General features: G+C 63.5%; 26 protein-coding genes. 10 read left to right on the plus strand and 16 right to left on the minus strand.

All coding sequences use genetic code 11. The features are described 5' to 3' along the window. Nucleotides 1–35 precede the first annotated feature (35 nt). From AAFN84_RS01765 to AAFN84_RS01785, 5 genes are all read left to right on the plus strand, one after another. On the plus strand, nucleotides 36–1070 hold the full coding sequence (locus tag AAFN84_RS01765) for a cysteine synthase A (protein WP_347512684.1): 1035 nt from the start codon (nucleotides 36–38) through the stop codon (nucleotides 1068–1070). Beyond that, a complete protein-coding gene (locus AAFN84_RS01770; protein WP_347512685.1) occupies nucleotides 1070–1813 on the plus strand; it encodes an alanyl-tRNA editing protein in 744 nt (247 codons plus the stop codon). Before AAFN84_RS01765 ends, AAFN84_RS01770 begins: the two co-directional genes overlap by 1 nt. Nucleotides 1814–1824: 11 nt before the next feature. Next, nucleotides 1825–2676: a 3-mercaptopyruvate sulfurtransferase gene (sseA, locus tag AAFN84_RS01775; RefSeq protein ID WP_347512686.1), complete on the plus strand. Its 852-nt coding sequence runs from the start codon at nucleotides 1825–1827 to the stop codon at nucleotides 2674–2676. A 2-nt stretch (nucleotides 2677–2678) separates the two neighbouring features. Next, nucleotides 2679–3221 (plus strand): GNAT family N-acetyltransferase, encoded by a 543-nt coding sequence (locus AAFN84_RS01780; RefSeq protein WP_347512687.1) that lies wholly within the window; start codon nucleotides 2679–2681, stop codon nucleotides 3219–3221. A 110-nt stretch (nucleotides 3222–3331) separates the two neighbouring features. Beyond that, entirely contained in the window at nucleotides 3332–3898 is a 567-nt protein-coding gene (locus tag AAFN84_RS01785; RefSeq protein WP_347512688.1) for an OmpA family protein, read from the plus strand. Nucleotides 3899–4068: 170 nt separating this feature from the next. Here the strand turns inward: AAFN84_RS01785 and ald are convergent, their stop codons facing one another. Then, on the minus strand, nucleotides 4069–5184 hold the full coding sequence (ald, locus tag AAFN84_RS01790; RefSeq protein ID WP_347512689.1) for an alanine dehydrogenase: 1116 nt from the start codon (nucleotides 5182–5184) through the stop codon (nucleotides 4069–4071). Nucleotides 5185–5331: 147 nt separating this feature from the next. Between ald and AAFN84_RS01795 the strand changes: the two genes are divergently transcribed. The 3 genes from AAFN84_RS01795 (at nucleotide 5332) to AAFN84_RS01805 (ending at nucleotide 10422) form a co-directional block, all read left to right on the plus strand. Further along, the gene (locus AAFN84_RS01795) at nucleotides 5332–5805 is read left to right on the plus strand and encodes an Lrp/AsnC family transcriptional regulator (RefSeq protein WP_347512691.1); all 474 of its coding nucleotides are present in this window, start codon (nucleotides 5332–5334) and stop codon (nucleotides 5803–5805) included. Between the two features lie 230 nt (nucleotides 5806–6035). Continuing rightward, nucleotides 6036–8300 carry an EAL domain-containing protein gene (locus AAFN84_RS01800; RefSeq protein WP_347512693.1) on the plus strand — a complete coding sequence of 755 codons (2265 nt, stop codon included), beginning with the start codon at nucleotides 6036–6038 and terminating at the stop codon, nucleotides 8298–8300. 145 nt (nucleotides 8301–8445) lie between these two features. Next, nucleotides 8446–10422 (plus strand): bifunctional 2',3'-cyclic-nucleotide 2'-phosphodiesterase/3'-nucleotidase, encoded by a 1977-nt coding sequence (locus tag AAFN84_RS01805; RefSeq protein ID WP_347512694.1) that lies wholly within the window; start codon nucleotides 8446–8448, stop codon nucleotides 10420–10422. Nucleotides 10423–10492: 70 nt separating this feature from the next. On the opposite strand, the gene AAFN84_RS01810 is transcribed toward AAFN84_RS01805, so the two are convergent. Continuing rightward, nucleotides 10493–11749: a cyclopropane-fatty-acyl-phospholipid synthase family protein gene (locus AAFN84_RS01810; RefSeq protein WP_347512696.1), complete on the minus strand. Its 1257-nt coding sequence runs from the start codon at nucleotides 11747–11749 to the stop codon at nucleotides 10493–10495. Between the two features lie 204 nt (nucleotides 11750–11953). On the opposite strand from AAFN84_RS01810, the gene AAFN84_RS01815 reads away from it, so the two are divergent. Then, nucleotides 11954–12367: a helix-turn-helix domain-containing protein gene (locus AAFN84_RS01815; RefSeq protein WP_347512697.1), complete on the plus strand. Its 414-nt coding sequence runs from the start codon at nucleotides 11954–11956 to the stop codon at nucleotides 12365–12367. 6 nt (nucleotides 12368–12373) lie between these two features. Here AAFN84_RS01815 and AAFN84_RS01820 read toward each other — a convergent pair whose 3' ends face one another. The 12 genes from AAFN84_RS01820 to AAFN84_RS01875 form a co-directional block, all read right to left on the minus strand. Beyond that, the gene (locus AAFN84_RS01820) at nucleotides 12374–13372 is read right to left on the minus strand and encodes an endonuclease/exonuclease/phosphatase family protein (RefSeq protein WP_347512699.1); all 999 of its coding nucleotides are present in this window, start codon (nucleotides 13370–13372) and stop codon (nucleotides 12374–12376) included. Nucleotides 13373–13462: 90 nt separating this feature from the next. Beyond that, on the minus strand, nucleotides 13463–15178 hold the full coding sequence (gene sulP, locus AAFN84_RS01825) for a sulfate permease (protein ID WP_347512700.1): 1716 nt from the start codon (nucleotides 15176–15178) through the stop codon (nucleotides 13463–13465). An 86-nt stretch (nucleotides 15179–15264) separates the two neighbouring features. Continuing rightward, complete coding sequence (locus AAFN84_RS01830) at nucleotides 15265–15582, minus strand: TIGR01244 family sulfur transferase (RefSeq protein WP_347512701.1); 318 nt, start codon at nucleotides 15580–15582, stop codon at nucleotides 15265–15267. A gap of 42 nt (nucleotides 15583–15624) precedes the next feature. Next, nucleotides 15625–16065 (minus strand): DUF6691 family protein, encoded by a 441-nt coding sequence (locus AAFN84_RS01835; RefSeq protein WP_347512702.1) that lies wholly within the window; start codon nucleotides 16063–16065, stop codon nucleotides 15625–15627. Further along, nucleotides 16065–16493, minus strand: a complete 429-nt coding sequence (locus AAFN84_RS01840; RefSeq protein WP_347512703.1) for a YeeE/YedE thiosulfate transporter family protein — start codon at nucleotides 16491–16493, stop codon at nucleotides 16065–16067. The genes AAFN84_RS01835 and AAFN84_RS01840 overlap by 1 nt, the downstream gene beginning before the upstream one ends. A gap of 24 nt (nucleotides 16494–16517) precedes the next feature. Then, the gene (locus tag AAFN84_RS01845; protein WP_347512705.1) at nucleotides 16518–16796 is read right to left on the minus strand and encodes a metalloregulator ArsR/SmtB family transcription factor; all 279 of its coding nucleotides are present in this window, start codon (nucleotides 16794–16796) and stop codon (nucleotides 16518–16520) included. Nucleotides 16797–16834: 38 nt separating this feature from the next. Further along, nucleotides 16835–17713, minus strand: coding sequence for an MBL fold metallo-hydrolase (locus AAFN84_RS01850; RefSeq protein WP_347512706.1), 879 nt, complete (start codon nucleotides 17711–17713; stop codon nucleotides 16835–16837). A 130-nt stretch (nucleotides 17714–17843) separates the two neighbouring features. Then, complete coding sequence (locus tag AAFN84_RS01855) at nucleotides 17844–19430, minus strand: CopD family protein (RefSeq protein WP_347512707.1); 1587 nt, start codon at nucleotides 19428–19430, stop codon at nucleotides 17844–17846. Between the two features lie 66 nt (nucleotides 19431–19496). Further along, nucleotides 19497–20027, minus strand: coding sequence for a YcnI family protein (locus tag AAFN84_RS01860; RefSeq protein WP_347512708.1), 531 nt, complete (start codon nucleotides 20025–20027; stop codon nucleotides 19497–19499). A gap of 74 nt (nucleotides 20028–20101) precedes the next feature. Continuing rightward, nucleotides 20102–20722, minus strand: a complete 621-nt coding sequence (locus AAFN84_RS01865) for an SCO family protein (RefSeq protein WP_347512709.1) — start codon at nucleotides 20720–20722, stop codon at nucleotides 20102–20104. Next, nucleotides 20712–21272, minus strand: a complete 561-nt coding sequence (locus tag AAFN84_RS01870; RefSeq protein ID WP_347512710.1) for a copper chaperone PCu(A)C — start codon at nucleotides 21270–21272, stop codon at nucleotides 20712–20714. The genes AAFN84_RS01865 and AAFN84_RS01870 overlap by 11 nt, the downstream gene beginning before the upstream one ends. A gap of 78 nt (nucleotides 21273–21350) precedes the next feature. After that, the gene (locus tag AAFN84_RS01875; protein WP_347512712.1) at nucleotides 21351–21740 is read right to left on the minus strand and encodes a hypothetical protein; all 390 of its coding nucleotides are present in this window, start codon (nucleotides 21738–21740) and stop codon (nucleotides 21351–21353) included. Nucleotides 21741–21885: 145 nt separating this feature from the next. Between AAFN84_RS01875 and AAFN84_RS01880 the strand changes: the two genes are divergently transcribed. Beyond that, a complete protein-coding gene (locus tag AAFN84_RS01880; protein WP_347512713.1) occupies nucleotides 21886–22704 on the plus strand; it encodes a Ku protein in 819 nt (272 codons plus the stop codon). Nucleotides 22705–22707: 3 nt separating this feature from the next. On the opposite strand, the gene ligD is transcribed toward AAFN84_RS01880, so the two are convergent. Continuing rightward, the gene (ligD, locus tag AAFN84_RS01885) at nucleotides 22708–25203 is read right to left on the minus strand and encodes a DNA ligase D (RefSeq protein ID WP_347512714.1); all 2496 of its coding nucleotides are present in this window, start codon (nucleotides 25201–25203) and stop codon (nucleotides 22708–22710) included. Nucleotides 25204–25206: 3 nt separating this feature from the next. Beyond that, nucleotides 25207–26046, minus strand: coding sequence for a Ku protein (locus AAFN84_RS01890; protein ID WP_347512716.1), 840 nt, complete (start codon nucleotides 26044–26046; stop codon nucleotides 25207–25209). Between the last annotated feature and the right edge of the window lie 62 nt (nucleotides 26047–26108).

Consider the following 26108-nt stretch of genomic DNA (forward strand, 5'->3'; position numbering starts at 1 on the left):
TAGTTTCGCTTCATAGGCAGAATAAGGACGTTCCCATGACCAGTTCGGTGCTCGACGTCATCGGCAATACACCGCTGATCAAGCTCAGGCGCGCCTCCGAAGAGACAGGCTGCGAGATTCTGGGCAAGGCGGAATTCATGAATCCGGGCCAGTCGGTGAAGGATCGCGCCGGTCTGTTCATCATCCGGGATGCGGAGAAGAAGGGTCTCTTGCGGCCGGGGGGCGTGATCGTCGAAGGCACGGCAGGCAATACCGGCATCGGCCTGACGGTTGTTGCCAAGGCGCTCGGTTACCGAACTGTCATCGTCATTCCCGAGACGCAGAGCCAGGAAAAGAAGGATGCCCTTCGCATCCTGGGCGCCGAGCTGATCGAAGTTCCGGCCGTACCCTACAAGAACCCGAACAACTACGTGAAGGTTTCGGGCAGGCTGGCCGAACAGCTCGCCAGGACCGAGCCCAACGGCGCGATCTGGGCCAACCAGTTCGACAATGTCGCCAACCGCGACGGCCATGCAGAAACGACTGCGCAGGAGATCTGGCAGCAGACCGACGGCAAGGTGGACGGTTTCGTCTCGGCCGTGGGGACCGGCGGGACGCTGGCCGGTGTCGCGGAAGGGCTTCGCCAGAAAAGCAATGCCGTGCAGGTCGCGCTCGCGGATCCACTGGGGGCTGCGCTCTTCAGCTATTACACAACGGGCGAGCTGAAGTCGGAAGGCTCGTCGATTACCGAAGGAATCGGCCAAGGGCGGATCACCGCCAACCTCGAAGGCTTCAAGCCCGACTTTTCCTATCAGGTTCCGGACGCCGAGGCGCTGCCGATCATCTTCGACCTCGTGCAGGAAGAGGGCCTGTGCCTGGGCGGTTCCAGCGGCATCAACATTGCCGGCGCCATCCGCCTCGCCAGGGAGTTGGGGCCTGGCCACACCATCGTGACGATCCTGTGCGACTACGGCACGCGCTACCAGTCCAAGCTGTTCAACCCGCAGTTCCTGCGTGGCAAGGACTTGCCGGTGCCGGGCTGGATGGAGAGCGAGGCCAGGATCGACGTGCCGTTCGAGGACGTGGCCTGATGGCCCTCGTCACGCAGGCGCTGTTTCGCGACGATGCTTATCTCGACTCGACGCCGGCTGCGGTCGTCGCGATCAACGATCGTGGCGGCATCATTCTGGACCGGACGGTTTTCTATGCGACGTCGGGCGGCCAGCCGGGAGACACCGGCTATTTCGAGCGCGCAGACGGTTCCAGGATCGCTATCGCTGCAACCGTGACCGGCGAGACGAAGGACGAGATCATCCATGTTCCGGCCACCGGCGAAGCCTTGCCGGACACCGGCGAAACGCTGACGGCAGTTATCGACCGCGAGCGCCGGCTCAAGCTGATGCGCATGCATACGGCCTGCCATCTGCTTACCGTGGTGTGCCCCTATCCGATCACCGGGGCGTCTGTGAGTGAAGACGACAGTCGAGTCGATTTCGACATACCCGACGCGGCGTTCACCAAGGAAGACGTCACCGCGCGGCTGATGGAACTGGTGCACGCCGATCATCCGGTCTTCACGACCTGGATCACCGATGACGAACTTGCCGCGAACCCCGCGCTGGTGAAGTCGAAGAACGTGCGGCCGCCAGTCGGGACCGGACGGATCCGTCTGGTCGGCATCGGCGAGGGTGGCAAGGTGGATTCGCAACCTTGTGGCGGTACGCATGTTGCATCCACCTTGGAAGTAGGCGGCATCCATATCGGCAAGATCGAGAAGAAGGGGCGCGAGAACCGCCGGTTCCGCATCCGCTTCGGGCCGCTGCCCGCCAACTGACAGGAGCGACGATGAGCGAGACCAGTCCATTCGTGGTGTCGGCCGACTGGCTCGAGGGCAAGCTCGGCGAGCCGGGGCTCTCCATCGTCGACGGCTCCTGGTATCTGCCGGCACAAAAGCGCGACGCACGCGCTGAATATGACGCCGCTCACATTCCCGGCGCGGTGTTCTTCGACCAGGACAAGGTGGTGGAGCCCGAGGCCGCCCTTCCGCACACGCTGCCGCATCCGGGATTGTTTGCCCAATTCGCCAGCTCGATGGGCGTGGACGAGAAGGACACGATCGTCGTCTATGACGGCCCAGGGTTCTTCTCCGCGCCGCGCGTGTGGTGGATGTTCCGGCTGATGGGCGCCAGCAACGTCCTGCTTTTGGACGGCGGATTCGACCAGTGGAAGGCACAGGGCAGGCCGGTGACCGACGAGCCGACCAAGGTGGCACCGGGCTTCTTCGATGAGAATTGCGCGCGCGATCGTGTGGCGAGCCTCGACGACATGCGCAAGATCGTGGAGACGGGCGCGTACCAGATCGCGGACGCGAGGCCGGCGGGGCGGTTCAGCGGGGCTGACCCGGAACCACGCGCAGGCATGCGCTCCGGCCATATGCCGGGCGCGAAGAACGTTCCGGCCACCTCGCTCTCGCGCGACGGTCGGCTGTTGCCGGTCGATGAGTTGAAAGCTGTTCTCGAAGGGGCGGGTCTCGACCTGTCGAAACCCGTCGTCACCTCCTGCGGTTCCGGCGTCACCGCCGCAGTCATCTCGCTGGCCCTGGCCTCTGTCGGTCATCAGGACAACAGGCTCTATGACGGCTCCTGGACCGAATGGGGCGGTCGTAGCGATACGCCCGTCGTCACCGGGAACGACTGACCATGGCGGCAAACGACGACGCGGCGACGCCGCTCATGGCCCGTATCACGCATCTGGAAATGGTCGCGCCTCCCGCGCAGCGGGTGACGATGCCGCTGGGGCTCAGGCTTGCCGTGATGCGCACGCGCGAGATGCCGCTGTCCTTCTACCGGTTTATTTATCGTGAGGTCGGCAAGCCGCATCACTGGCTATTCCGGCGGAACACGCCCGATCAGGAACTCTCTGCGATCATTCATTCCGAGAAGACGGAGATCCAGGTCCTTTATGCGGAAGGCTCGCCCGCCGGTTTCTTCGAGCTTGATCTTCGGCGATTGCCAGAGGAGGCGGAAATCGTCTATTTCGGCATCCTGCCGGATTTCCAGGGCAGGGGGCTTGCGCGCTTCTTCCTGTCGGAAGCGATATTCGCAGCCTGGGCGCATCAGCCTAGCCGTCTCGTGATCCATACCAATACGTTGGACAACCCACGCGCCCTGCAGCTCTACCAGCGGGCCGGGTTCTCACCCTATGCCTACGATCAGGAGGTGGTCGACCCCTGGACCGACTGATGGATGAAGATGAACGGCAGGCAACGACCCGTTCAGCTTCGTTTCAGTCCGGTTGCGTCATTGTCTCTCCAACATCATCGCGCCCGCCGCGCTCTTGAAGGAGACGAACAATGAACCGTCGCGCACTCATCGCCCTTGCCCTCGCTTCCATTGCCCTGCCGGGCGTCGCAACGGCTCAGATCGCCTCGCCGCCCTCAATGCCGTCAGCCGAGCGCATCATGCGCCAGCTCGAAGCGCAGCCGCGCATGCAGGTCGCGCCGAACCGGCGGGTAACGGTACAGGAATTCAAGCGCCGTCCCGACCTGCGGCGCGCCGCGCCTTCGATCGAGATCCAGTCGATCAATTTCGCCTTCGGCTCGGCCGACATCCCGTATTCGCAGGTCCGCAAGGTAGAGCAGATCGCGACCGCGCTGGAGCGCGTGCTCAGCCGCAACCCGCGGGCGCGCATTCTCGTGGAAGGCCACACCGACGCGGTCGGTTCGGGATATTCCAACCAGATCCTCTCGCAGCAGCGGGCGGAATCGCTGAAGCGCCTGCTGGTGCGCGAATTCGGCGTACCGTCTCGCGCGCTTGAAACGGTGGGTTACGGCGAGGACTACCTGCTGGTGCAGACACAATACGAGGAATGGCAGAACCGGCGGGTGACGCTGCGCCGGGTGGACCAGTTCCTGCGCTGACGACCGCGCCGCGTTGCCGACGCGACAATGCACCGGATCGCGGTCCAGTCGACACGCACCAATTGCTACCGGTTAATGTATCGACCGGCATGAAAAAAGGCCCGCCGGTGGTGCAGACCGGCGGGCCATGGTTTCCGCGCGGGAGGAGGAGTGCGCGGAGACTTTGACGGTCAGGCCGCGAGAACGGCCTTCGGCTCTGCCATTTCGTAGCCGAGAGCCTCGGCGACCGCGACGTTGGTGATGCGGCCACGATGCACGTTGAGGCCGTTGCGCAGATGCGGATCGTCCACCAGCGCCTTCAGTCCCTTGTCGGCAAGCTGCAGGCCGAAGTGAAGGGTCGCGTTGTTGAGCGCGTGGGCCGAGGTGACCGGCACGGCGCCCGGCATGTTGGCGACACAATAATGGATGATGCCGTCGACTTCGTAGGTCGGCTCGGCGTGGGTGGTCGCGTGCGAGGTCTCGAAGCAGCCACCCTGGTCGATGGCGACATCGACGAGCACGGCACCCTTCTTCATGCCCGACAGCATCTCGCGGCTGACGAGCTTCGGGGCGGCGGCCCCTGGTATCAGCACGGCGCCGACCACGACGTCGGCGGAAAAGCATTCGTCTTCCAGCGCCTCGACGGTTGAATAGCGCGTGTGGACGCGGCCGTTGAAGATGTCGTCGAGCTGGCGCAGGCGTGGGATCGACCGGTCGAGGATGGTGACGTCGGCGCCGAGGCCGACCGCCATCTTCGCGGCATTGAGGCCCACAACGCCACCGCCGATGACGGTGACCTTGCCCGGCAGTACGCCGGGTACGCCGCCCAGCAGGACGCCGTTGCCGCCATTCGCCTTCTGCAGCGCGGTCGCGCCTGCCTGGATGGCGAGACGACCGGCGACCTCGGACATCGGCGCAAGCAGCGGCAGCCCGCCACGATCATCGGTTACCGTCTCGTACGCCACGGCGGTGACGCCGGAGGCAACAAGGCCCTTGGTCTGTTCCGGATCTGGAGCCAGATGCAGGTAGGTGTAGAGTATCTGGCCCTCGCGAAGCTGCGCCCATTCGCCGGGCTGCGGCTCCTTGACCTTGACGATCATGTCGGACTTCGCAAAGACCTCCTCGGCAGTGCGGGCGATCTTGGCGCCCGCAGCCATGTAGGCTGCGTCGTCGGCGCTGATCCCGGAACCTGCACCGGTTTGCACCAGCACGTCGTGACCGTGCGCGATGTATTCGCGCACCGAACCGGGTGTCAGCCCGACGCGGTACTCGTGGTTCTTGATCTCTTTCGGACATCCGACGCGCATGGCGGTTTCCCGTATCTGATTGGGGTTACTCTGCGGCAATTTCTACCACGGGCAACGCCGAACGTGTTTGCGAATGGCGCTGGCCGGTTCCCTGAAATTCGTGCATTATTGCGTGAGAAGGCACCACTACGAAAGGAAACGCGACAAATGGCACTCGACAGGATTGATATCGCGATTCTGGAAGCGCTTCAGAAGGATGGAAGGATGTCCAACGCTGCCTTGGCCGAGACGGTAGGGCTGTCTCAGTCGGCTTGTTCGCGGCGGCTCGACAATCTGGAGAAGGACGGCGTCATCCGAGGCTACCACGCGCGCCTTTCCAACGCCGCGCTCGGGCACCGCATGACGGCGATCGTGCACATATCGCTGTCAGGACAGTTCGAAAAGACGCTGGCGGATTTCGAGGCCGCGGTGAAGCGCTGCCCGAACGTGCTGTCATGCCATCTGATGTCGGGAGAATACGACTATATCCTCCGCATCGCCGCGCGTGACCTGCAGGACTATGAGCGCATTCACAAGGAATGGCTGACCGCCATGCCCCACGTGACCAAGATAAACTCGTCGTTTGCCCTGCGCGAGGTGGTGGACCGCACCAGCTTCGGAATGAAGCCCGAACTCGCATGACGCTCATTTCGTGACGTTTTGAGCGGAGTTAGGATCGCTTTAATGGTTCTGTGCGCGAATGCCCCCTTGGGGGTACGGGTCATCATGGCCCGTGGTGCGCGAACGGACGTCGAATGTCATTCTTCGAGGAACTACGAAGAGACTTTCGTCGAAACGCTGAGACGTCAGCTTTCGATGCGGCGCTGCGTATAGACCGTCTCCAGGCCCTACAGGCCCTGCATACGATACCGATGATCTGCAGCCCGGCGGGCAGCCTGCTGATCTGGTGGGAACTCGGCAATCTAGGCAATCCGGGTGTCACCGCGTGGCTGGTGGCTGCAATCGCACTCGTTGCAGTGGACCTGCTGACGCGGCGAAACCTGCCTCAACTCCCGACCCCGAGACAGGTCGACTACGCACACCGCCGCGCCATGGCGATCTGCTTTCTCTATGGCGTCCAGTGGGGCGCGCTCGCGACGCTGTTCTACGGTTCTGCCGATGCAAGTGCGCGCCACGTCATCACCATATTCCTGATCGCCTTTGTCAGTTCCGCGCCGCTGGTGCTTGCCGCGGTGCCCTCCGCCGTCGTCGCTTTCGTGCTGCCGGTGGTCTTGCAGGTGATCGTGACGCTTGCGGCAAACGGCATCGCGGAGCACGCGTTCCTCCTGGAAATGACGGTGCTCTACCTGATCGCGTTTCCGCTGACGCTGGGCCACTACTGGCGCGCCTTTTCCGAACGCACCCGTGCGATGGTGGAAGTGGAGGATCACCAGCATCTGATCGGCGTGATGCTCGACGACTTCAAGGCAAACGCGCGCGACCGCCTATGGCACACCGATGCCGACCTGCGATTCCAGCCTGTTTCCGCCCGGTTCCGCAGCAAGCCGACACTGCCGTCCGACCCGATGATCAATATCGACATCGACGAGGTGTTGACGCGTGCCTTTTCCATTGACGGACAGATCGACGCCGGCGCGCTGGATGTGGTGCGCCGCATGCGGGCGCGGGTGCCGTTCCGGGACGTGGCGGTATCGCTGGTCCAGAAGGGTGAAGAGCGCTGCTGGCTGGTCTCCGGCTCGCCGAGCCTTGCCCGCGACGGTAGTTTCACCGGCTATCGCGGCATTGCGCGCGACATTACCGAGAAGCGGCGCGCCGAGCGCGAACTGACCTTCTTGGCTCATCATGACGCGTTGACGGGCGGTGCCAACCGCGCCTCTTTCAACCGCGAACTGGAACGCGTGGGCAAGGCGGTGGTCCGCGAGGGGCGGAGGTTCGCACTGATCCAGTTCGATCTCGACGACTTCAAGGCAGTCAACGATACCGCAGGCCATGCGGCGGGCGACGAGGTGCTGTGCGCGGCCTACGAGCGGATGGTCGCGGAGATGCCGGCGGGCGCTTTCCTCGCGCGCATGGGCGGTGACGAATTCGGCGCCATACTGGAGATTGCGGCGGGCACGCAGCGCGCGGAGGTGCGGCAACTGGCACAATCGATGGTCTCGGCGGTCTCGCGCCCGATCGAGGCCACGGCGGGACTTTTTCGCATCGGCGCCAGCGCCGGAATCGCGTTGATGCCGGACGACGGGCAGAACGCGCACGCCGTCATGCAGCTTGCCGACATCGCGCTCTACAACGCCAAGGCCGACGACGTGAACCGCGTGCATCTCGCAAGCGCGGAAGACGGCGTCGCCTATTCCTATAGAAAGATTCTCGAACGCGACTTGCGCAATGCCGTTGATCGCCGTGAGTTCACCCTCTACTTCCAGCCGATAGTGGATGCGGTCACCGGCCGGGCACTGGTCATGGAGGCGCTGTTGCGCTGGCGTCATCCCCGCTTCGGGTTCGTGTCGCCGGGCGAGTTCATCCCGATCGCGGAGCAGACGGGAAGCATCCAACAGATCGGGCAATGGGCGCTTCAGGAAGCATGCCGGCAGGCGACTGCTTGGCCGGAGGCTATCGGCGTTGCGGTCAACATCTCGCCAAGGCAACTCGACCGCGACGATCTTGGCGCCAATGTTCTGCAGGCATTGCGGGCATCCGGGCTTAAACCCGAACGCCTCGAACTCGAGATCACCGAGAGTGCCTTCCTCAGCGGCGTCGATCGAGTGCGCAGGACCGTCAAACGGCTGCAGGCGTTCGGGGTGACCGTGGCGATGGACGATTTCGGCACCGGCTATTCGAGCCTTTCCTCGCTGCAGGACGTGCCTTTCGACAAGCTCAAGATCGACCAGTCGCTGGTGGCGCGCGACAGGAGCGAGCGGCGGGCGGTGAGCATTCTCAAGTCCATCCTGGCCATCGGCAGTGCACTCGACCTGCATGTCACGGCCGAAGGGGTGGAGACCGCCGAGCAGGCGGCCTTTCTCAAGGGGCTCGGCTGCAACAGCCTCCAGGGCTATCTCTTCGCGCGCCCGATGCCGCCCGAGGAACTGCCGATCTTTTTCGCCAGCGAGGCAAAGCGCATGCTGCAACCGGACGCAGAAGCGGCTCCGCAATCGCGGCAGAGTGGAAACGCCGCCTGAGCGATCAGGCGATTGCCGCATTCCGGCCCTTCAATAGCCGGTGAAATTTCATCAACCCGTCATCGAATGCTGCTGGACTCGCGCGATCGACAGCGCGACATTCATGCGCTTCAGCCTTTGACAACCGATCCGACGGAGACCGACAATGCCCGCGATGCTTCCCTCCATCTCCAGGCGTTCATTCCTGGCAGGCTCGGCCGCCACCGGGGCGTTCGTGATGCTGCATCCCTTCTCCGCGCGCGCACAGGCCAACCAGGCGCATTTGCGCATCATGGAAACCACCGATCTGCACGTCCATGTCTTTCCCTACGACTATTATGGCGACCGGCCCAACGACACGATGGGTCTCGCACGCACCGCGACGATCATCGACACGATCCGCGCCGAGGCGACGAACTCGATCCTCGTCGACAATGGCGACTTCCTCCAGGGCAACCCGATGGGCGACTACATCGCTTATGAGCGCGGCATGAAGGAAGGCGACGTCCACCCGGTCATCAAGGCGATGAACGTGCTGGGATACGAGGCCTCGACGCTGGGCAACCACGAGTTCAACTACGGGCTCGACTTCATGATGAACACGATCGCCGGCGCCGACTTCCCGGTCGTGTGCGCCAACGTCACCAAGGGCAGCCTTGCAGCCAATGGCCGTGACGACGACCTGTTCCTCAAGCCTTATGTCATCATCGACAGGACCGTCACCGACGGCGCCGGCAACGAGCACCCGATCCGCATCGGCCTGATCGGGTTCGTGCCGCCACAGATCATGAACTGGGATTCCAAGCACCTGGCCGGCAAGGCGATGACGCGGGACATCGTCAAGGCGGCGGAAGCGTGGGTGCCGCAGATGAAGGAAGAGGGCGCGGAAATCATCATTGCCCTGTCCCACTCCGGCATGGGCACGCCGCAATATGAGGAAAATCTCGAGAACGCCTCGATCCTCGTCGCCGGGGTGGACGGCATCGACGCCGTGGTCACCGGCCACAGCCATCTCGACTTCCCCGGGCCGAAATTCGACGGCGTCGAAGGGCTCGACAACGGAGCGGGGACGATCAACGGCAAGCCTGCGGTGATGGGTGGCTTCTGGGGCTCGCATCTCGGCCTCATCGACCTGATGCTCGAGCGTGACGGCAACGCATGGCGCGTGGTCGGTTCAACCTCGGAGGCGCGGCCGATCTCGCAGCGCGTCGACGGCAAGACCGAGGCGCTCGTCGACAGCAAGCCTGAGGTAGAGGCCGCGGCTCAGGAAGAGCACGAGGCGACGCTTGCCTATGTGCGCGCAGCCGTCGGGGAAACGTCGGCACCGCTGCATTCCTACTTCGCGCTCGTCGCCGACGACCCGTCGGTCCAGATCGTGAGCCAGGCGCAGATCTGGTACATCACCGACATGCTGAAGGATACGGAATACAAGGACCTGCCGGTGCTGTCGGCGGCCGCTCCATTCAAGGCAGGCGGGCGAGGCGGTCCGGAATACTATACCGACGTGCCGGCCGGCACCGTGGCGATCAAGAACGTGGCCGACCTCTACCTCTATCCCAACACCGTACAGGCGGTGGTGATCACCGGCGCCCAGGTGAAGGAGTGGCTGGAGATGTCGGTCGGCATCTTCAATCAGGTCGAGGCGGGCGGAAGCGACCAGCCGCTGATCAATCCCGAGTTTCCGTCCTACAATTTCGACGTCATCGACGGCGTTACCTACAAGGTCGACCTATCGCAGCCGGCCCGATACTCACCCAAGGGAGAGATCGCCAATGCCGACGTGCACCGTATCGTCGACCTCCAATTCGATGGGGCGCCGATCGATCCGGAAGCCCGTTTCGTGGTGGCGACCAACAACTACCGCGCGGGTGGCGGCGGCAGCTTCCCGGATATCGGCGCCGACAAGGTGGTGTTCGAAGCACCCGACACCAATCGCGACGTGATCGTGCGCTACATCGTCGAGCAAGGCACCATCAACCCGTCGGCCGATGCCAACTGGACGTTCGCGCCGATGGAAGGCACCACCGTGATCTTCGAGACCGGGCCAAAGGCCGAAGCCTTCATTGCGGACGTCAAGGGTGTGACCATCGAAGCAGCGGGCGAAGGCGCCGATGGGTTCGCGAAATACCGCATCACGTTGTAGGCGTATTGAGGGTCCCGGATCTGATCCGGGACCCTGACGTTCGCTTCTCGTTCCGCCACCGTCGGTCGCGTCAGGCCTTGTAGACCACTTGGCGCACGTCGATGTATTCGGCGCGGAAGCCTGCTTCGCAGTAGTGCAGGTAGAACTCCCACAGCTTTTTGAAGCGCTCGTCGAAGCCGAGCGGCACGATCTTTTCCCAGGAGCCCCAGAAGCGCGACCGCCATTCGGCGAGGGTGCGTGCGTAGTCCTGTGGGAAAATCCTCTCGCGGGCGAAGGTCAGCCCGTGCTCCGTGCCAAGCCGCTTGAGGATGGACGGCGTGGGCAGCATGCCGCCTGGAAAGACATAGCGCTGGATGAAGTCGGGCCGGGCACGGTAGCGCTCGAACGCGTGTTCCTTGATGGTGATGATCTGCATGCCGGCGCTGCCGCCAGCCCTGAGGCTGTCTTTCACCTTGCCGAAGAAGACGGGCCAGTATTTTTCGCCGACCGCCTCGAACATCTCGATCGAGGCGATGCGGTCATAGGTGCCGGTCTCGTCGCGGTAATCCTGGAACTTGATGTCGACCTTGTCGGACAGGCCGGCCTTGGCGATCCGTGCACTGGCAAAGTCGTGCTGTTCGCGGCTGATGGTCAGGCCGGTGACCCTGCAGCCGATCTCGCGCGCGGCGAACTCGGCGAAGCCGCCCCAACCGCAGCCGATCTCCAGGACGTGGTCGTTGGGCCCGATCCCGGTATCCTGCGCCAGCGCCCGATACTTGGCCGCCTGCGCGCTTTCGAGGTCGTTGGCGCCGCCGTCGTACAGCGCCGACGAATAGGTCATCGAAGGATCGAGCCACTTTCCGTAAAAGGCGTTGCCGAGGTCGTAATGCGCCGAGATGTTCTTCCGCGAACCGGTGCGGGTGTTCTCGTTGAGCCAGTGGCGGATGCGCTGGATCGTGCCGACCAGCCAGCTTGCACCACCTGCCACGCGCTCGCCCGCATCTTCGTTGACGACGAAGAGTTCGAGGAACGACGTGACGTCGGGGCTCTCCCAGTCGCCGTCCATATAGGATTCCGCCACACCGATCGTGGCGCCGGAGAACGCGCGGCCAGGCAGGTTCCAGTTCTTCAGGATTACCTCGGCATCCGGGCCAGGCCCATTGCCGCCGAGCTTGAACAGCAGGCCTTCGGGCGTGCGCACCGTCAGCGTGCCTCGCGGGATTTCCATCCCGACAGCCATGACCATGCGGGCCCGGGCTGGAAGCGTGCGGGTGGCCTGCGAGAAGTTGGAACGATCCAGCTTGACCGCCTCCGACCCATCGACACCCATCGCCTTGCCTTCCAACATAGCGCGCTCCCTCTTCCGCGCGGGCCATTCCAAGGCCCATGGACCAATCTTCCACGGCAATGCGCCGAAACTCAAGAGGCTATGCCGTTGTCGTCACACGCGAAATCGCCGATGCGAGTCGATGAGAGATCCGAAGCCGGCAAGGCTTCACGCTTGAAAATGCTCCTGTAAGTCACAATAACAAGGGAGCTTGGAGAGAATTCGATGCTTGCCATTGGTGAATTGTCACGATCGACCGGCGTAAAGGTGCCGACGATCCGCTATTACGAGCAGATGGGGCTGATCTCGGCCGCCGGGCGCTCCGAGGGTAACCAGCGGCGCTACGAACCGTCGGATCGCGATCGACTGGCCTTCATCAAACATGCGCGTGACCTCGGGTTTACGATCGACGCGATCCGCGAATTGCTCGATCTCAGCGCCAATCCGGAATGCCCGTGCGCACAGGCCGACGAGATTGCCGGCCGTCAGCTCCAAAGCGTGCAGGACAAGATCGCCCGGTTGACGGTTCTGGAGGACGAATTGCGGCGGATGACGACGCGCCCGCATGGCGACCATGTGCGCGACTGCTATATCATCCGGTCGCTTGCCGACCACGCCCTGTGCCGCCACGAGCATTGAGGTGTCTCACGGCAAAGTCAGTCGCGCGAAGACCGGCAGGTGGTTGGAGCCGTAATTCGGTCCGGTCGTTACGCTCTCCAGCCCCACGTCGGGCGAAACCACGATGCGATCGATCGGGCTTCCCAGTTGGGTCAGAGCAGCGAAGCGAACGCTGAAACGGGTCGGCAGCGGCCACCAGCGCGATTCCGTGGTGCGGTATCCCGTCGAGCGGAGGAGATCGGTTAGAAACGGCGACCAGCTCGGCGTGTTCCAGTCTCCGGCGACGATCACCTGCGCCCCCGGGGGCTCGCCATGGAGGCTGAGCTCCAGGTCACGCAAATAGGCATTGCGTTCGCGCCACATCGAAAGGCTGCGCGGGGTCTGCGTGTGAACCGCATACAGAACGAGCGGCCGTCCGTCGACGATCAGTTCGAGCCTACGCGGATGTCGGCCGCCGGTATCGCCGCTGTCGGGAGACACGGTTTCTTCGCTGGTGATCTCGAAACGGCTGAAAACCTTCATGTCGCTATGGGCGCGCAGATTGCGATCACTCTCGAACGGCCAGAGGCCGCTCTGCGACAGCGCGTCCTGCCAGTCGGGTGTCACCTCCTGGAGGACCAGGATGTCACCGCTGGTGACCTCCGGGATGGACATGAAACCTTCGATGTTGGGATTGCCGACCAGAAGGTTGGCGGAGACAACGCTAAACGGCGTGCCGCCCAGCCATGGCGCCGGGGAGGGCAGGAGTGTGTAGGGCAGCAGCGCGGAAGCCAGCGCAAGAACACCGCCGATGCGTGCCCAGCGGACCGGCAACAAGAACCCGATGACCAGCAGCCCGACCCCGATGATGAGCAGATGGAGACGAATGAAGTTGGCGAGATCGGCCAGCCAGACGGTGTGCGCCAGCATGACGGACATGACCTGTGCCAACGCAAAGCCGAATTGCGCCGTGACCAGGATGAACAAGGCCGCGCGCACCAGTCGATGGCCACGATGCCTCCGGTACCATCCATGCAGAGCGTTCATGAGCTTCCCGAGAATGCGAATGCGCGCGGGCCAATGCCGCAGAAGTCGCGCCACGCATACCCTTTCGTCTTGCGAGAGGCCAGATGCGGGCTAGCTTTCCGTACGCAGTGCACACACGGCTTCGTGTTGGCTGAGGAAGACCCGCCCGTGGAGGTGTTGGAGAAACTGCGTGTTGCGCAGGCGGTCCATCACGGGCCCCTTCACCTCCGACAGATGGAACCCGATGCCTGCCTCGCCGAGCCGGTGGTTGATTTCCTCCAGGCTTTCGAGCGCCGATGCGTCGATGGCATTGACGGCGGAACACATCAGCACGACGTGGCTGAGCGCCGGCCGCTCGGCAACCTGCGCTGCAATGCGGTCTTCGAGAAAGCGCGAATTGGCGAAATAGAGACTCTCGTCGACGCGCACGGACAGGATTTCGGGGCAGGTAATGACGTCGTGGCGATCAATGTTGCGGTAGTGCTCGGTGCCGGGCACCTGTCCGACGATCGCCATGTGCGGCCTGCTGGTGCGGTACAGATGCAGCAGCAGGGAGAGCAGCACGCCGGCGACGATGCCGAGCTCGACGCCCCAGCCGAGCGTGACGATGATCGTCGCGGCCATCGCGGCAAAATCGGATTTCGAGTAGGCGAAGACACGGCGGATCGCGCCGAGATCGACAAGTGAGAGCACCGCGACGATGATGGTTGCCGCCAGGGTTGCCTGTGGAAGACTGGCCAGGAGCGGCGTCAGGAACAGCGCGGCGACGGCAATACCGATGGCGGTGAAAACGCCGGCCGCGGGCGTCTGGGCTCCGGCATCGAAATTGACGACCGAGCGGGCAAAGCCGCCAGTGACGGGATAGCCGGACGACATGCCGGACGCGATGTTCGCAACGCCCAAGCCGATCAGTTCCTGATCGGGCTCGATGCGCTGGCGGCGCCTTGCGGCGAGTGTCTGTCCAACGGACACCGACTCGACGAAGCCAACCACCGAAATGAGGAAGGCGGGCAGCGCGAGCGTGCCGACAAGGTCGAGCGAGAATGCCGGCAGGCCGAGCGCAGGCAGACCCTGCGGAATCGCGCCGACCAGCGCCAGGCCCTCCGCGCCGAGGTCGAAGGCCTGAGCGATGAAGATGGTGACCGCAACCGAGAGGATCGGCGCTGCCTTGGCGGTCATGTCGGCCACCCGCGCGGGGAGCCCCACGATCCTCAGCAATCGCTTGAGGTGCGTGCGCGCGAAAACGAGGAAGGCAAGCACGCCCGCGCCAATGGCAAGCGCAACAAGGTTGGGAGCGTTGGACTGGCCGGCGAGCCCGTGGGCGATCTCCGGCAGCGTGTCGCCGCTGCCTTGAACGCCGACTATGTGCCGGATCTGGCCGGCCGCGATGAGGATGCCGGATGCGGTGATGAAGCCGGAGATGACCGGGTGTGACAGGAAATTCGCGAGGAAGCCGAGCCTGAACACACCCATCAGCACCAGCATGGCGCCGGACAGCAGCGCCAGCAAGGCCGCCGCCGCCAGGTATCCGACGCTGGATTGCGCCGCAACCTCGCCGATCGCGGATGCGGTCATCAACGAGACGACCGCGACCGGTCCAACCGCGAGCGTCCGGCTGGTGCCGAAAATGGCATAGGCGACCAGCGGCAGGATCGACGCGTAGAGCCCGACCTCGGGCGGCAGACCGGCGAGCATCGCATAGGCGAGTGACTGCGGGATCAGCATGATGGTGACGATCACCGCCGCCAGAAGGTCGCTGGCAAGTACGGTGCCGTCATAGGTGCGGCTCCATTGAAGGACGGGCAGATATCGGGTCAGGCTGGACATGGGACCGGGTCAGGGGAGGGGGCGAGGCTGGTCGTCCGCCGCGTGCGAGACGCGCGGCGGAGTGGATGCTGCACAGGAGGCGGAGGCTACCGCGCCGAGTAGAGCGCGGTCGCGCGCGCGCCAGAGCGGCAATAGCCGAAGACGGGACCGTCGAACGAGGACATCGCAGTGCGGAACTGTTCGATCTGCTCCGGCGTGGGAGGCATGGTGGCGACCGGCACATGTGCTGCCTTCATGCCATGCTTGCGGGCTTCGCGCTCGATCTCGGCGAAGGAGGGTTGGCCCGGATCCTCATTGTCCGGCCGGGCGCAGACGATGGCGGTAAAGCCCTGCGCGGCCAGTTTGGCGACCTGGTCCGGTTGGATCTGGCCGTCGACGGAAAAATGCTCGTCGATCCGTTTCATGATGATTGTCTTCCTTGCAATGTCAGAGCCGTAGCGTTCCGTTCAGGCGGGGCGCGTCGTGCGGGCGGAGATGATCTGCCGCGAAAGCCGCGCGAGGGCGATGCCGGCGACCATGGATGCGACGAACAGCCATGCTTCGCCGTGGCCGAGGCCGAGGGCGGGAATGGAGCCGCCGGGGCAGAAGCCGGTGATGCCCCAGCCTATGCCGAAGGTCGCGGAGCCCGCGAGCAGCGGTAGGTCAATCGCGCGGGATGTCGGCAGATGGAACCGCCTATCGAAAATCGGCGCCGGGTTCTTCAGGACAAAACGATAGCCGATCGCGGTGACGATGAGGGCGCCGCCCATGACGAAGGCAAGCGAGGGATCCCAGGTGCCGGCGAGGTCGAAGAAGTTCAGGACCTTGGCGGGATTGATCATGCCGGAAACAGCAATCCCCGCGCCGAACACAAGGCCGATGACGAGTGCTGAGAGAATGCGGGACATCAGAGGCCTCCTGCGACGTGACGAATGATGAAGACGGTGATGGCGGTCGCCGCCATGAAGGTCAGCGTCGCGACGATCGAACGCGGCGACAGCCGTGCGATGCCGCAGACACCGTGGCCGGACGTGCAGCCCGAGCCGAAATAGACGCCAGCGCCGACGATCAAGCCGCCGACGATCAGCCACGGTGCGGGAGTGGGGCTGGAGAACGGTATCTCCAGACCGGTAGTTGCAGCGATGATCGCTGGGGCCACGACCGCGCCGGCGAGGAATGCGGCGCGCCAGCCCCAATCGGAGGCGAGGGGCGGTATGATGCCGGTGAGAATGCCGGTCATGCCGGCGATGCGGCCGTGGAGCGCCATCAGCAGCACGGCGGCCAGGCCGATCAGCGCTCCTCCGAGCAGCGACATCCAGGGGGTGAACTCGGTCATGCGTGTTTCCTCGAGGTTTCGCGCCTATTCACAGAACAGGCGGTGCATGGTGGTGATGAACGCTTCGACGCGGGGATCGGCGAGCCGATAGAAGACCTGCTTGCCCTCCTTGCGGCCGGCGATGAGGCCGGCCTCGCGCAGTTCGGCGATCTGCTGGGAAAGGCCGGGTTGGCGAATGCCGAGCCCGTCTTCCAATTCGCGCACCGAGCGCTCCCCGTCGACCAAGGCGCAGGCAACGAGCAGGCGATCGGGATTGGACAGCTTCTTGAGGAAGGTCGACGCTTCGTCGACCCTTTCCTTCATGTGCCTGGTTTCCGGTGAGAGGGCGTTTGGGTCCATGATCAGTCCCAGGCCGCTTCAAGAAGATCGAGCGGTATCTTGAGGTAGCGGCGGCCGTTCGCCTCGGGTTCGGGCAATCTTCCAGCGTTGGTGTTGACCTGCAGGGCATGGAGAATGAGCTTGGGCATCGGCAACGTCTTGTCGCGCGCCTCGCGCGCAGCGACGAACTCAGCCTCGGTCTTGTAGACCGACATATGCGTGTTGGTGGCCTTCTGCTCCGCGACGGTGGATTCCCAGCGGGGCTCGCGCCCGCCGGGCTGGTAGTCATGACCGGTGAAAACGCGCGTGTCGTCCGGCAATGAAAAAATATCCTGGATCGACGCCCACAGAGCCTTTGCGCTGCCGCCGGGAAAATCGGCGCGGGCCGTGCCGCCATCTGGCATGAAGAGCGTATCGTGCACGAAGGCCGCGTCGCCGATCACGTAGGTGATCGATGCAAGTGTGTGGCCGGGGGAGAACATCACTTTCGCCGGTATGTTGCCGACACTGAAAGTCTCGCCGTGGGCGAAAAGCTTGTCCCATTGCGACCCGTCAGCGGGGAAGTCCGGCCAGTTATAAAAGCCCTTCCACAGCTTCTGCACGTCGACGACCCTGTCGCCGATCGCTGTCGGAGCGCCGGTCTTCTGCTTCAGGTAGCTGGCTGCGGAGAAGTGATCGGCATGTGGATGCGTGTCGAGAATCCACTCGATCTCATAGCCCTTGCCGGCAACGAACGCCAGGATCGCGTCGGCATTGATCGTCGCCGTGGTGCCGGACTTCTCGTCGTAGTCGAGCACCGGATCGATGATGGCGCACTTCCTGGTCTCGGGATCGGCGACGACATACTGGATAGAGAAAGTGCGCTTGTCGAAGAAGCCGGTCACGTCGGGTTTGCGGTGCATCGATAGGTCCTCTTTCGCCATTCATTGCCGCTGTGCGGTATGAATCGATACATATTATTGATTGCAAAAAAATGCAATAACAAAAATGCAGGAAAGATTGATGCAGGTTTCGACGCGCTTGCGGCGGGGTTTACGGGCGGATCGAGACGTCACCTTCTATGCGGACAAGGTCGAAATCCGTGACGAGTATGTCCAGGCGCAGGGTCCAGACACCGGCTACCGGCAGGACGACGTCGTCGGTACGCCAGCTTCCATCGCCGGGTTTCTGTGCCTCGCGTCGAAATGGCTCGATGCCGGCAGCCGGGTTGGAGAACACGAAGGTGAGTTCCTTGGCGTCGAGAGGGCCGAACTCGCCGGTCATGATTACGGCCGAGACGCTCACAGGCCCCGCGCGGCCCGGCGTCACGGTTACGTCCGCCATGGCATCTTCTGTGTGGATGTGAATCGATTCCGGCTGGGCAGCGGCGATGGCCAGCGCGCGAGGAGGCGGGGTAAAGCGCCAGCCGGCGGCGATGCCGAATATGAGCAATGCGATGGCGGTCTCAGCAGCGATCATCCGCGCCAGACGGCGACGCGCCGTTGCCTCGCCTGCTTCAGCAGGCAGCGTCAACCGCCAGCGGTTGATGCAGGCGAGCGCGAACAGCGCGATCACAAGCGCCAGCTTGGCAAGCAGGAGACGGCCATAGTCGGTGCGCCAGAGTGCCGACGGCTGCTGCACCTGGATAATCGTGAGGGCGAGACCGGCGGCGATCAGAATTGCGACCGCGACGGGAATGAAACGCGAAAAGGCGCGCAAGGCGCTGGCGGCATCTTCCGTGCCGCGCCAGAGTGCCACACCCAGTGGGGCGAGAGCGCCGATCCAGAGCCCAATGGTGGCGGTATGCAAGAAGACCGCCGGGCGCGTCAGCCATTGCGGCTCGGCGGCACTCGCGTGGCCGGAAAGTGCCAAAGCCGTCGCGCCCAGCGCAAGACCACCGGCTGAAAGCAGACGCGACAGGACGATCGACCTGGTTGCAAGCGAAAGACCCGAGGCAAAAAGTGCCACGAGCACGACGATCACCGTCCAGCCATAACTCGTCTGGAGACCAGTCGACCAGATTGTCGGGTCGGTGTAGCGCGCAAGGGTGGCGCCAAGCGCATCGAGCCCCTGGAATCCGGGAGACAGCGCCGTGCCGACGAAGCCGATTGCCAAAGCAGATGCGACGACATGTTGTCCCGAGCGTGACGAGGCATGAAGCCATGTGACGGCCACTGCACCGCCGAGGCCAACGAAGACGCCGATGTAAAGTGCGATCCGGCTCAGCCAGAGGCCTAGGCGCACGTGGGTGTCATAGGGCTCCGAGACTGCCGGCGGCGCAGCGCTGGGTTCGCCGATGGAGAAGACGACCGATCCCGCGACCGGATGGCCGTCGAGGGAAACGACCCGCCATGTGAGGACGTGGGTGCCTTCTGTCAGTGCAGCGGGAGCGTCCATTTCCAGCAAATTGCCGCGCGCGCCCGGCTGTTCGAGCGGGATCGTCGTGCCGTCGGGGCGTATCAACGACAACGCAAGGGGCGACACCGGCTCGCTGAAAGAAAGGCTGAAGCCCGAGGGTGCGTCTTTCATCACCACGCCATCGGCCGGCTTACTGGACGTCAGCGACGCATGCGCGGCGGCGGCACCGATGGTGGCCGGCCAGAACAACAGGGCCAGCAGAAGGCATTTCACAAGACGCATCGTCGCTGATCCCTCAATTCAGATGAACGGGGTGGCCGGCAGGGGCTGCCGGCCACCTTCATGGCGTCAGTGACCGCCGGTCTTCTCCAGCAGTTTCAGGCTCGGCGCAGGCATTTCTAGATCACCTGTGGACTGGCCTTCGGCGGGTGTCTCGATCCAGCGTTCGGCCAGACCTTCCGGGCATTCCTGCACGACCGCGAAATAAAGCGTCGAGCCAGCCGTGAGACTGTCGGCAAGCGAGCCGCGTACGACGAACTCGTCATATTCGTCGTCGAGAAGGTTGCCGCCGCTCCAGACGACTTCCTTCACGCCTTCACTCACCTCGGTGCCGTGGTTGACGTAGGTGTTTTCGTAGGCGCCGACGATCTTCTCGAGCGTCCAGCCGGCCTTCGGCATCGGCTTGACGGCAAAGAAGCCTTCGGGAATGCGGACCCGTACCACGTTGGTCGGCTGGCCCTCGCAGCCATGCGGCACCCGCAGCACCGCCTTGTAGGTGGAGCCCATGGGAGCCTCCCTTGTTTCAAGGGTGACGTGCGCGAGGGCCGCGGTGGCACTGACCGCGAGCAGGGCCGCGGTCGTGACGAATTGCTTCAACATTGATCATGTCTCCTTAGCGTGCCGGCGCGGGGCCGGCATTTCTGACTGTGTGGATTTGGATGATGCGCGACCGGTCAGCCGCGCAGCAGGTTTCTGAGCTTGGCCAGGCGTGTTTCCTGGTCCTCCTCATAGGCAATGGTGCCAACGAACCGGCCTTCCGCATCCATCAGGTAGACGGAGGCGGTGTGGTCCATCGTGTAGTCGCCGTTTTCCAGCGGCACCTTGCGCCAATAGGCCCGATAGGCCTTCGCCAGCGCCGCGACTTCCGTCTCGTTGCCCGTCAGTCCGACGATGTGGTCATCGAAGGACTGAAGATAGCTCGCCATCAACTCCGGCGTGTCGCGTACCGGATCGACGCTGACGAACAGCATGCGAAAGCCGTCGGCCTCCTCATCCAGTTGGCCGAGTGTCTCCGACATTTCCCACAGCGTCGTTGGGCAGACTTCCGGGCAATGCGTGAAGCCGAAGAACACCGCAAATGGCGCACCCTCGAGGTCTACGTCCGCCAGCGTCTCACCGTGATGGGTGGTCAGGCTGAACGGGCCGCCGATCTCGACCGTGTCGGTCGCGTCGGCAACCAGAGGGCCGCCGGGCTTGAAAACCAGCCAGGCGGTGGCACCGATGAGAAGGACCGCGGTGAGGCCGAGCGCGGCGATTGACCTGCGAAGCCGACGCAGCGCCTTGTCATCCGCCATGGTCGTCATGGTCCATGTGCGTGCTTGCGCCGCCCATCGCGTCGACCGAGAATTCGATGTCGACGGTGCCGGCCTTCTCGAAGGTCAGCGTTCCGGCGAAGCTCTCGCCCTGCTTGGGCGCTTGTCGAAGGTCCATGAACATGACGTGGTAGGAACGCGGCTTGAGTTCGACTTCGCCGCCGGCGGGGATTTCGATGCCTTCGCCAAGCGGGCGCATGGTCATGACGCCCTTGTCGTCGACGGCCATCTCGTGGATTTCGGTTCTGTTGGCGATTTCGCCGCTCACCGAGACGAGTCGATCGTCTTCGGTGCCGTTGTTCCTGACCAACAGATAGCCGGCGGCAACCTTGGCGCCCGCGGGTGTCTCGCGCGACCAAGGATGGACAATCTCGATATCGGCGACCTTGAATTCGTGTGCCCAGAGCGACTGGGACATGGCGAAGACGAGGGCGAGCGTGAAGCCGAGGATTCCGATGCGCTCTTCGACAGAGCGAAAGCGCGACAGGGGTGATGCTATGGCGCGCAGTGCGCCACCTGTGGAAAATGACATGTGATAGCTCCTTTTGGTGCCGTCGCTGGTTTGCGGGCACACAAGTGACGTCCGGACATGCCGCGTAGAGCGGCGCTCTCAGAGCGTGACGGGAGGAGCGCGGGGATTGCCCGGATCGTGATCGGGAGCGGATAGGACGACGGTTGCGTCGGAGCTGAACTCGACGTGCAGTGCAAACGGCAGCGGATTGGGCAGTGAATGCGGCGTGCGGTCCTCGACGGTCAGCGGCGCAAACATGCTGCATGCACTGCCGCAGCAATCGGGCAGGGCGCCATGGTCGCGATCGCCGTCGGATTGGGCGGCCGTGTCCTGGCTGGTGATGCACAGCGGATTGCCGAACACGTCGAGCATCGGCGAGGCGCTGGCGGCGCCCATCGCGAAGGCGCCCAGCATGGCCTGAAGCACGAGCATATATGCCGCGACCAGCGCGAACCCCAGGCTCCATGACTTCTGGCGGAAGTAACCCAATGCAATTCCCTCTCGTGTGCTTCTCGTAGCAACAAATCGCGCCGACGAGAATACGCAGAATGCCGCACACTGCGATAAGCGCGCACGGGCCCCGGAACGAACGGCCAGGCGGCGGCGTTCACCGTCTTTAAACGGAATTTTTCTGATGGCGCCGCGCAGTTTCTGGAAGGGCTATCTCAGGCTGTCGCTTGTCACCTGCCGGGTCGCGATGATGCCAGCGACATCGACACGGAACAAGGTGCGTTTCCACACCATCAACCGCGCCAGCGGCAACCGCATCGAAAGCCGCTATGTCGACGACGTTACCGGCAAGCCGGTCCGCGAGAGCGACGAGGTCAAGGGTTACCCGGTGGCCGAAGACAAGCTGGTGCTGCTCGAAGACGACGAACTCGACGCGGTTGGGCTCGAAAGCACGCGAACCATCGACATCGACATGTTCGTCGCTCGCGACGACATTGCCTGGATATGGCTCGACAAGCCGCACTACCTGACGCCGGACGACAAGATCGCCGAGGAAGCCTTCACGGTGATCCGCGATGCAATGGCATCAACAGGCATGGTCGGGATCGCGCGTCTGGTGCTGTACCGGCGAGAGCGCGCGGTGATGCTGGAGCCGCGCGACAAGGGCATAGTCGTGTGGACGTTGCGCTACGGCGACGAGGTTCGCGATGCCGAGGATTATTTCTCCGGCATAGACGACGGCAAGCCGGATTCGAAGGCGATGAAGCTGATCTCGACGCTGATCGACGAGCGCACCAAGGATTGGGATCCGGCGATGGTCGAAGACCCGGTGCAGAAGAAGCTCAAATCGATCATCGCGGCGAAGAAGCGCAAGCAGAAGCCCGAAGCGAAGAAGACAAAGAAGCCCGCTGAAGAAGCCGACACGTGCGACAATGTCGTCTCGATCATGGATGCGCTGCGCAAGAGCGTCGAGGCGGAGAAGAAGGGCGGTAAGTCGCGCTGACGCTTAGCGTCTGCCTTTCGCCTTCTTTACGTCGAGTGGCACGGCTGCCTTGCGGAAGTCCGCCCATGGATCAGACCGCAGATTGTCCAGACGTGTCATGGCGTTGACGACCGTGAAATGGTCGGCGCCGATCGATGGTACCAGTTCGTCCCAGTCGAGCGGCATCGAGACGGTGGCACCGGCGCGTGCCCGCGTCGCATAGGGCGCAATCGCCGTCGCGCCGCGTCCGTTGCGCAGGTAGTCGACGAATATCCTGCCCCTTCGATCCGCCTTGCTCGCCCTGGCAATGAACTGGTCGGGGTCGTCGGCCTCCATCTCGTCGGCAATGGCGTGGGCGAAATCCTTCACCGCTTTCCAGTCGGCTTTCGGCTTGAGGGAGGCGACGACATGCAAGCCCTTGCCACCGGTCGTCTTGACGAAGGCCGGGAGCCCGGCGCCTTGCAGCCGCTCGCGCACCTGACGCGCCGCGTCCTGCACACGCTCCCATGGCACGTCTTCGGCCGGATCGAGATCCATGACGATCTGATCGGGCTTTTCGAGGTCGTCGAGCGCTGCCTGCCATGTGTGAATTTCGAGCACCGCGCCCTGCACGAGGCCGATCAACCCGTCGAGCGAGTCGATGGCGATGAGTTCGTTTTCGTCATCGTCCTTGGGATCGACGACGGTCAGGATTTCCTTGCTCATGCCCTGCCAGGCATGTTTCTGGAAGAAGCATTTTTCAGTGATGCCACGCGGACAGCGCAACAGCGCAAGCGGACGCGAGACCAGGTGCGGGGCCATGAACCGCCAGACCTGGGCATAGTAGCTGGCGAGCCCTTCCTTGGTCACGCCGGCATCTTTCCAGTAGATGCGGTCCGGATGCGTGAGTGTCACTTTCGACGGTGTGGCTTCCCTTGATTTGCTCCTTGCCTTGGGGGAAGCCACGCCTTCGCGCACAACCTCCTTGGCGGCCTTGTCTTCGCGCAGGCCGCGGAAGGACGCATGACGCAGCCGTCCGTCGGCCGTCCAGTCGCGGAACTCGACCTCTGCGACGAGCTTCGGATCAACGAATCGCACATCGCGGCGAGCACTCGCATCGAGTTTGCCGGAGAATGGAGACTTCGTGCGTTCAAGCTTGGCGAGACGCGCGAAAAGGTCTTCGGCAACGGCGCGGCTGAAGCCGGTGCCGACCCGCCCTGCATGGCGAAGCTTCCCATCTTCGAAGACACCAAGCACGAGCGAGCCGATGGCATCCTTGTAAGTCGACGACGGCACGAAGCCGCCGATCACCATCTCCTGCCGGTCGCCGCACTTGGACTTGATCCAGTCGCGCCCCCGGCCCGGATTGTACTTGCCGGTGGCGCGCTTGGAGACGACGCCCTCAAGGCTCAACCGGCAGGCGTGGCGCAGCACCATGTCGCCATCTTCCTCGAAGTGCTCGCTGTAGCGCAGGGCTTCGGGCGCATTGTTCAGCAAGTCCGCCAAGGCGCGCTTGCGGTCGACCAGCGTGGCCGCCTGTAGATCGCGGCCATCGAGGTGGAGCAGGTCGAATGCGTAGTAGACGAACCGGTCGTTGCGGCCTTCGCTCAGGTCGGCCTGCAATGCCGAAAAGTCCGACGCGCCGCCCGATGCCTCGACCACGAGTTCGCCATCGATGATCGCCTGCCTGGCCGGCAGAGACGCAAGCGCCTTTGGCACGGCCTCGCCGAACTTGTGTGTCCAGTCGAGCCCGGAGCGGGTGAGCAGCACAACCTTGCCTTCTTCGATTCGTGCCTGCAGCCGGTAGCCGTCGAACTTGATCTCGTGCACCCAGCCTTTTCCGATCGGCGCCTGCGGCTTGAGCGTTGCAAGCTGTGGCGGGATGAAATCCGGCATCGCGGCCTTCTTCGATCCCTTTGGCACGGGGGCGTTGGGCGTCTTCTTGATCTTTCCGGTTTTCGACGACCAGCCGGGATCCTCGCCTTCGACATCCGCGATGACGCGTCCCGTCTTCACGGATTCGGGACGTTCCTCGAGGATGTCCGGATCGCTTTCGGTCCTTGCGGCGTCATCGTCACCTTTCACCATGAGCCAGTTGTCGCGTTTTTCACGCGGTCGTCTGGCCATGCGGACGAGATGCCATCTGCCGCCGAGCTTTTCGCCCTTCAGCTCGAATTCGAGATGGCCCTTATTCAGACCCTTGTCGGCGTCGCCGATGGGGGTCCACGTCCCGCGATCCCACACGATGACGGTGCCGCCGCCATACTCTCCTTGAGGAATGGTGCCTTCGAAATCACCATAGTCGAGTGGATGGTCTTCGACATGGACTGCCAAGCGCTTCTCGGAGGGGACGAGGCTCGGACCGCGCGTGACGGCCCAGCTCTTCAGGACCCCGTCCATCTCGATGCGGAAATCGTAATGCAGGCGACGGGCGTCATGCTTCTGGATGACGAAGCTGTTGCCACGCTGCTTTGCCGGCGCGCCCTTGGGTTCAGTCGTGCGGGTGAAGTCGCGCTTCTTGTTGTAGGTGTCGAGAGCCATCCGTCAGCTCGCCTTGCGCTTCGGGGCAGGGGCCGCCTTGGCCTTCCTCGTCTTCCCCTTGGCCTTTCCAGCGGCAGCGGCGCTGTCGCGCAGCGCCTGCATCAGGTCGATCACCTTGCCCTCGAGCTTCTTCTTCGGCTTCTCGATGGCGCGGCCCTCGGCCTTGGCCTTGACCAGTTCGGCAAGCGCTGCGTCGTAGCGGTCGTCGAATTCGGACGGATCGAATTCGCCGCGCTTGGTGTCGATGATGTGCTTGGCGAGATCGAGCATCTCGCCCTTCAGCTTCATTTGCGGCACGTCGGAAAACGCGTCCGTTGCCGAGCGGACTTCGTAGTCGAAATTGAGGGTGTTGCACAAAAGGCCGCAGCCGCGCGGCCTTATCAGCACGCTGCGCACGCGCCGGAACAGGACGGCGCGTGCGAGCGCAGCGACCTTCTTCTTGCGCATGCCCTCGCGGATCAAGGCAAAGGCTGCCTCGTCGGCTTCGTCGGCTGGCGTGAGGAAATAGGGTTTGTCGAAATAGACGGTGTCGATCTCGTCGCAGGGAATGAAATTCTCCACCGACAGCGTCTTGTCGCCCTCGGGGACCGCTGCGGCGATCTCGTCGGGTTCAAGAATGATGTAGCGGTTCTTGGAAGTCTCGTATCCTTTGACCTGATCGTCGCGATCAACGGGCTTTCCAGTCTGCTCATCGACGTATTCGCGGCGCACGCGATTGCCGGTCTTGCGGTTGACGATGTGGAAGGAAATGCGCTCCGACGTGGTCGCAGCCGAATACAGCGCGACACCACACGACAACTCGCCAACGCTGAGATGGCCCTTCCAGATCGCTCTCGTTGCCACGGCACACTCCTGTCTGCGTGAAAACAGCGTGCAATGGGGAAAGTTCCCGTGGTCGCTTGGTT

It is taken from the genome of Mesorhizobium sp. CAU 1741 (genome assembly GCF_039839275.1).
In the GTDB taxonomy this organism is placed as follows: Bacteria; Pseudomonadota; Alphaproteobacteria; order Rhizobiales; family Rhizobiaceae; genus Aerobium.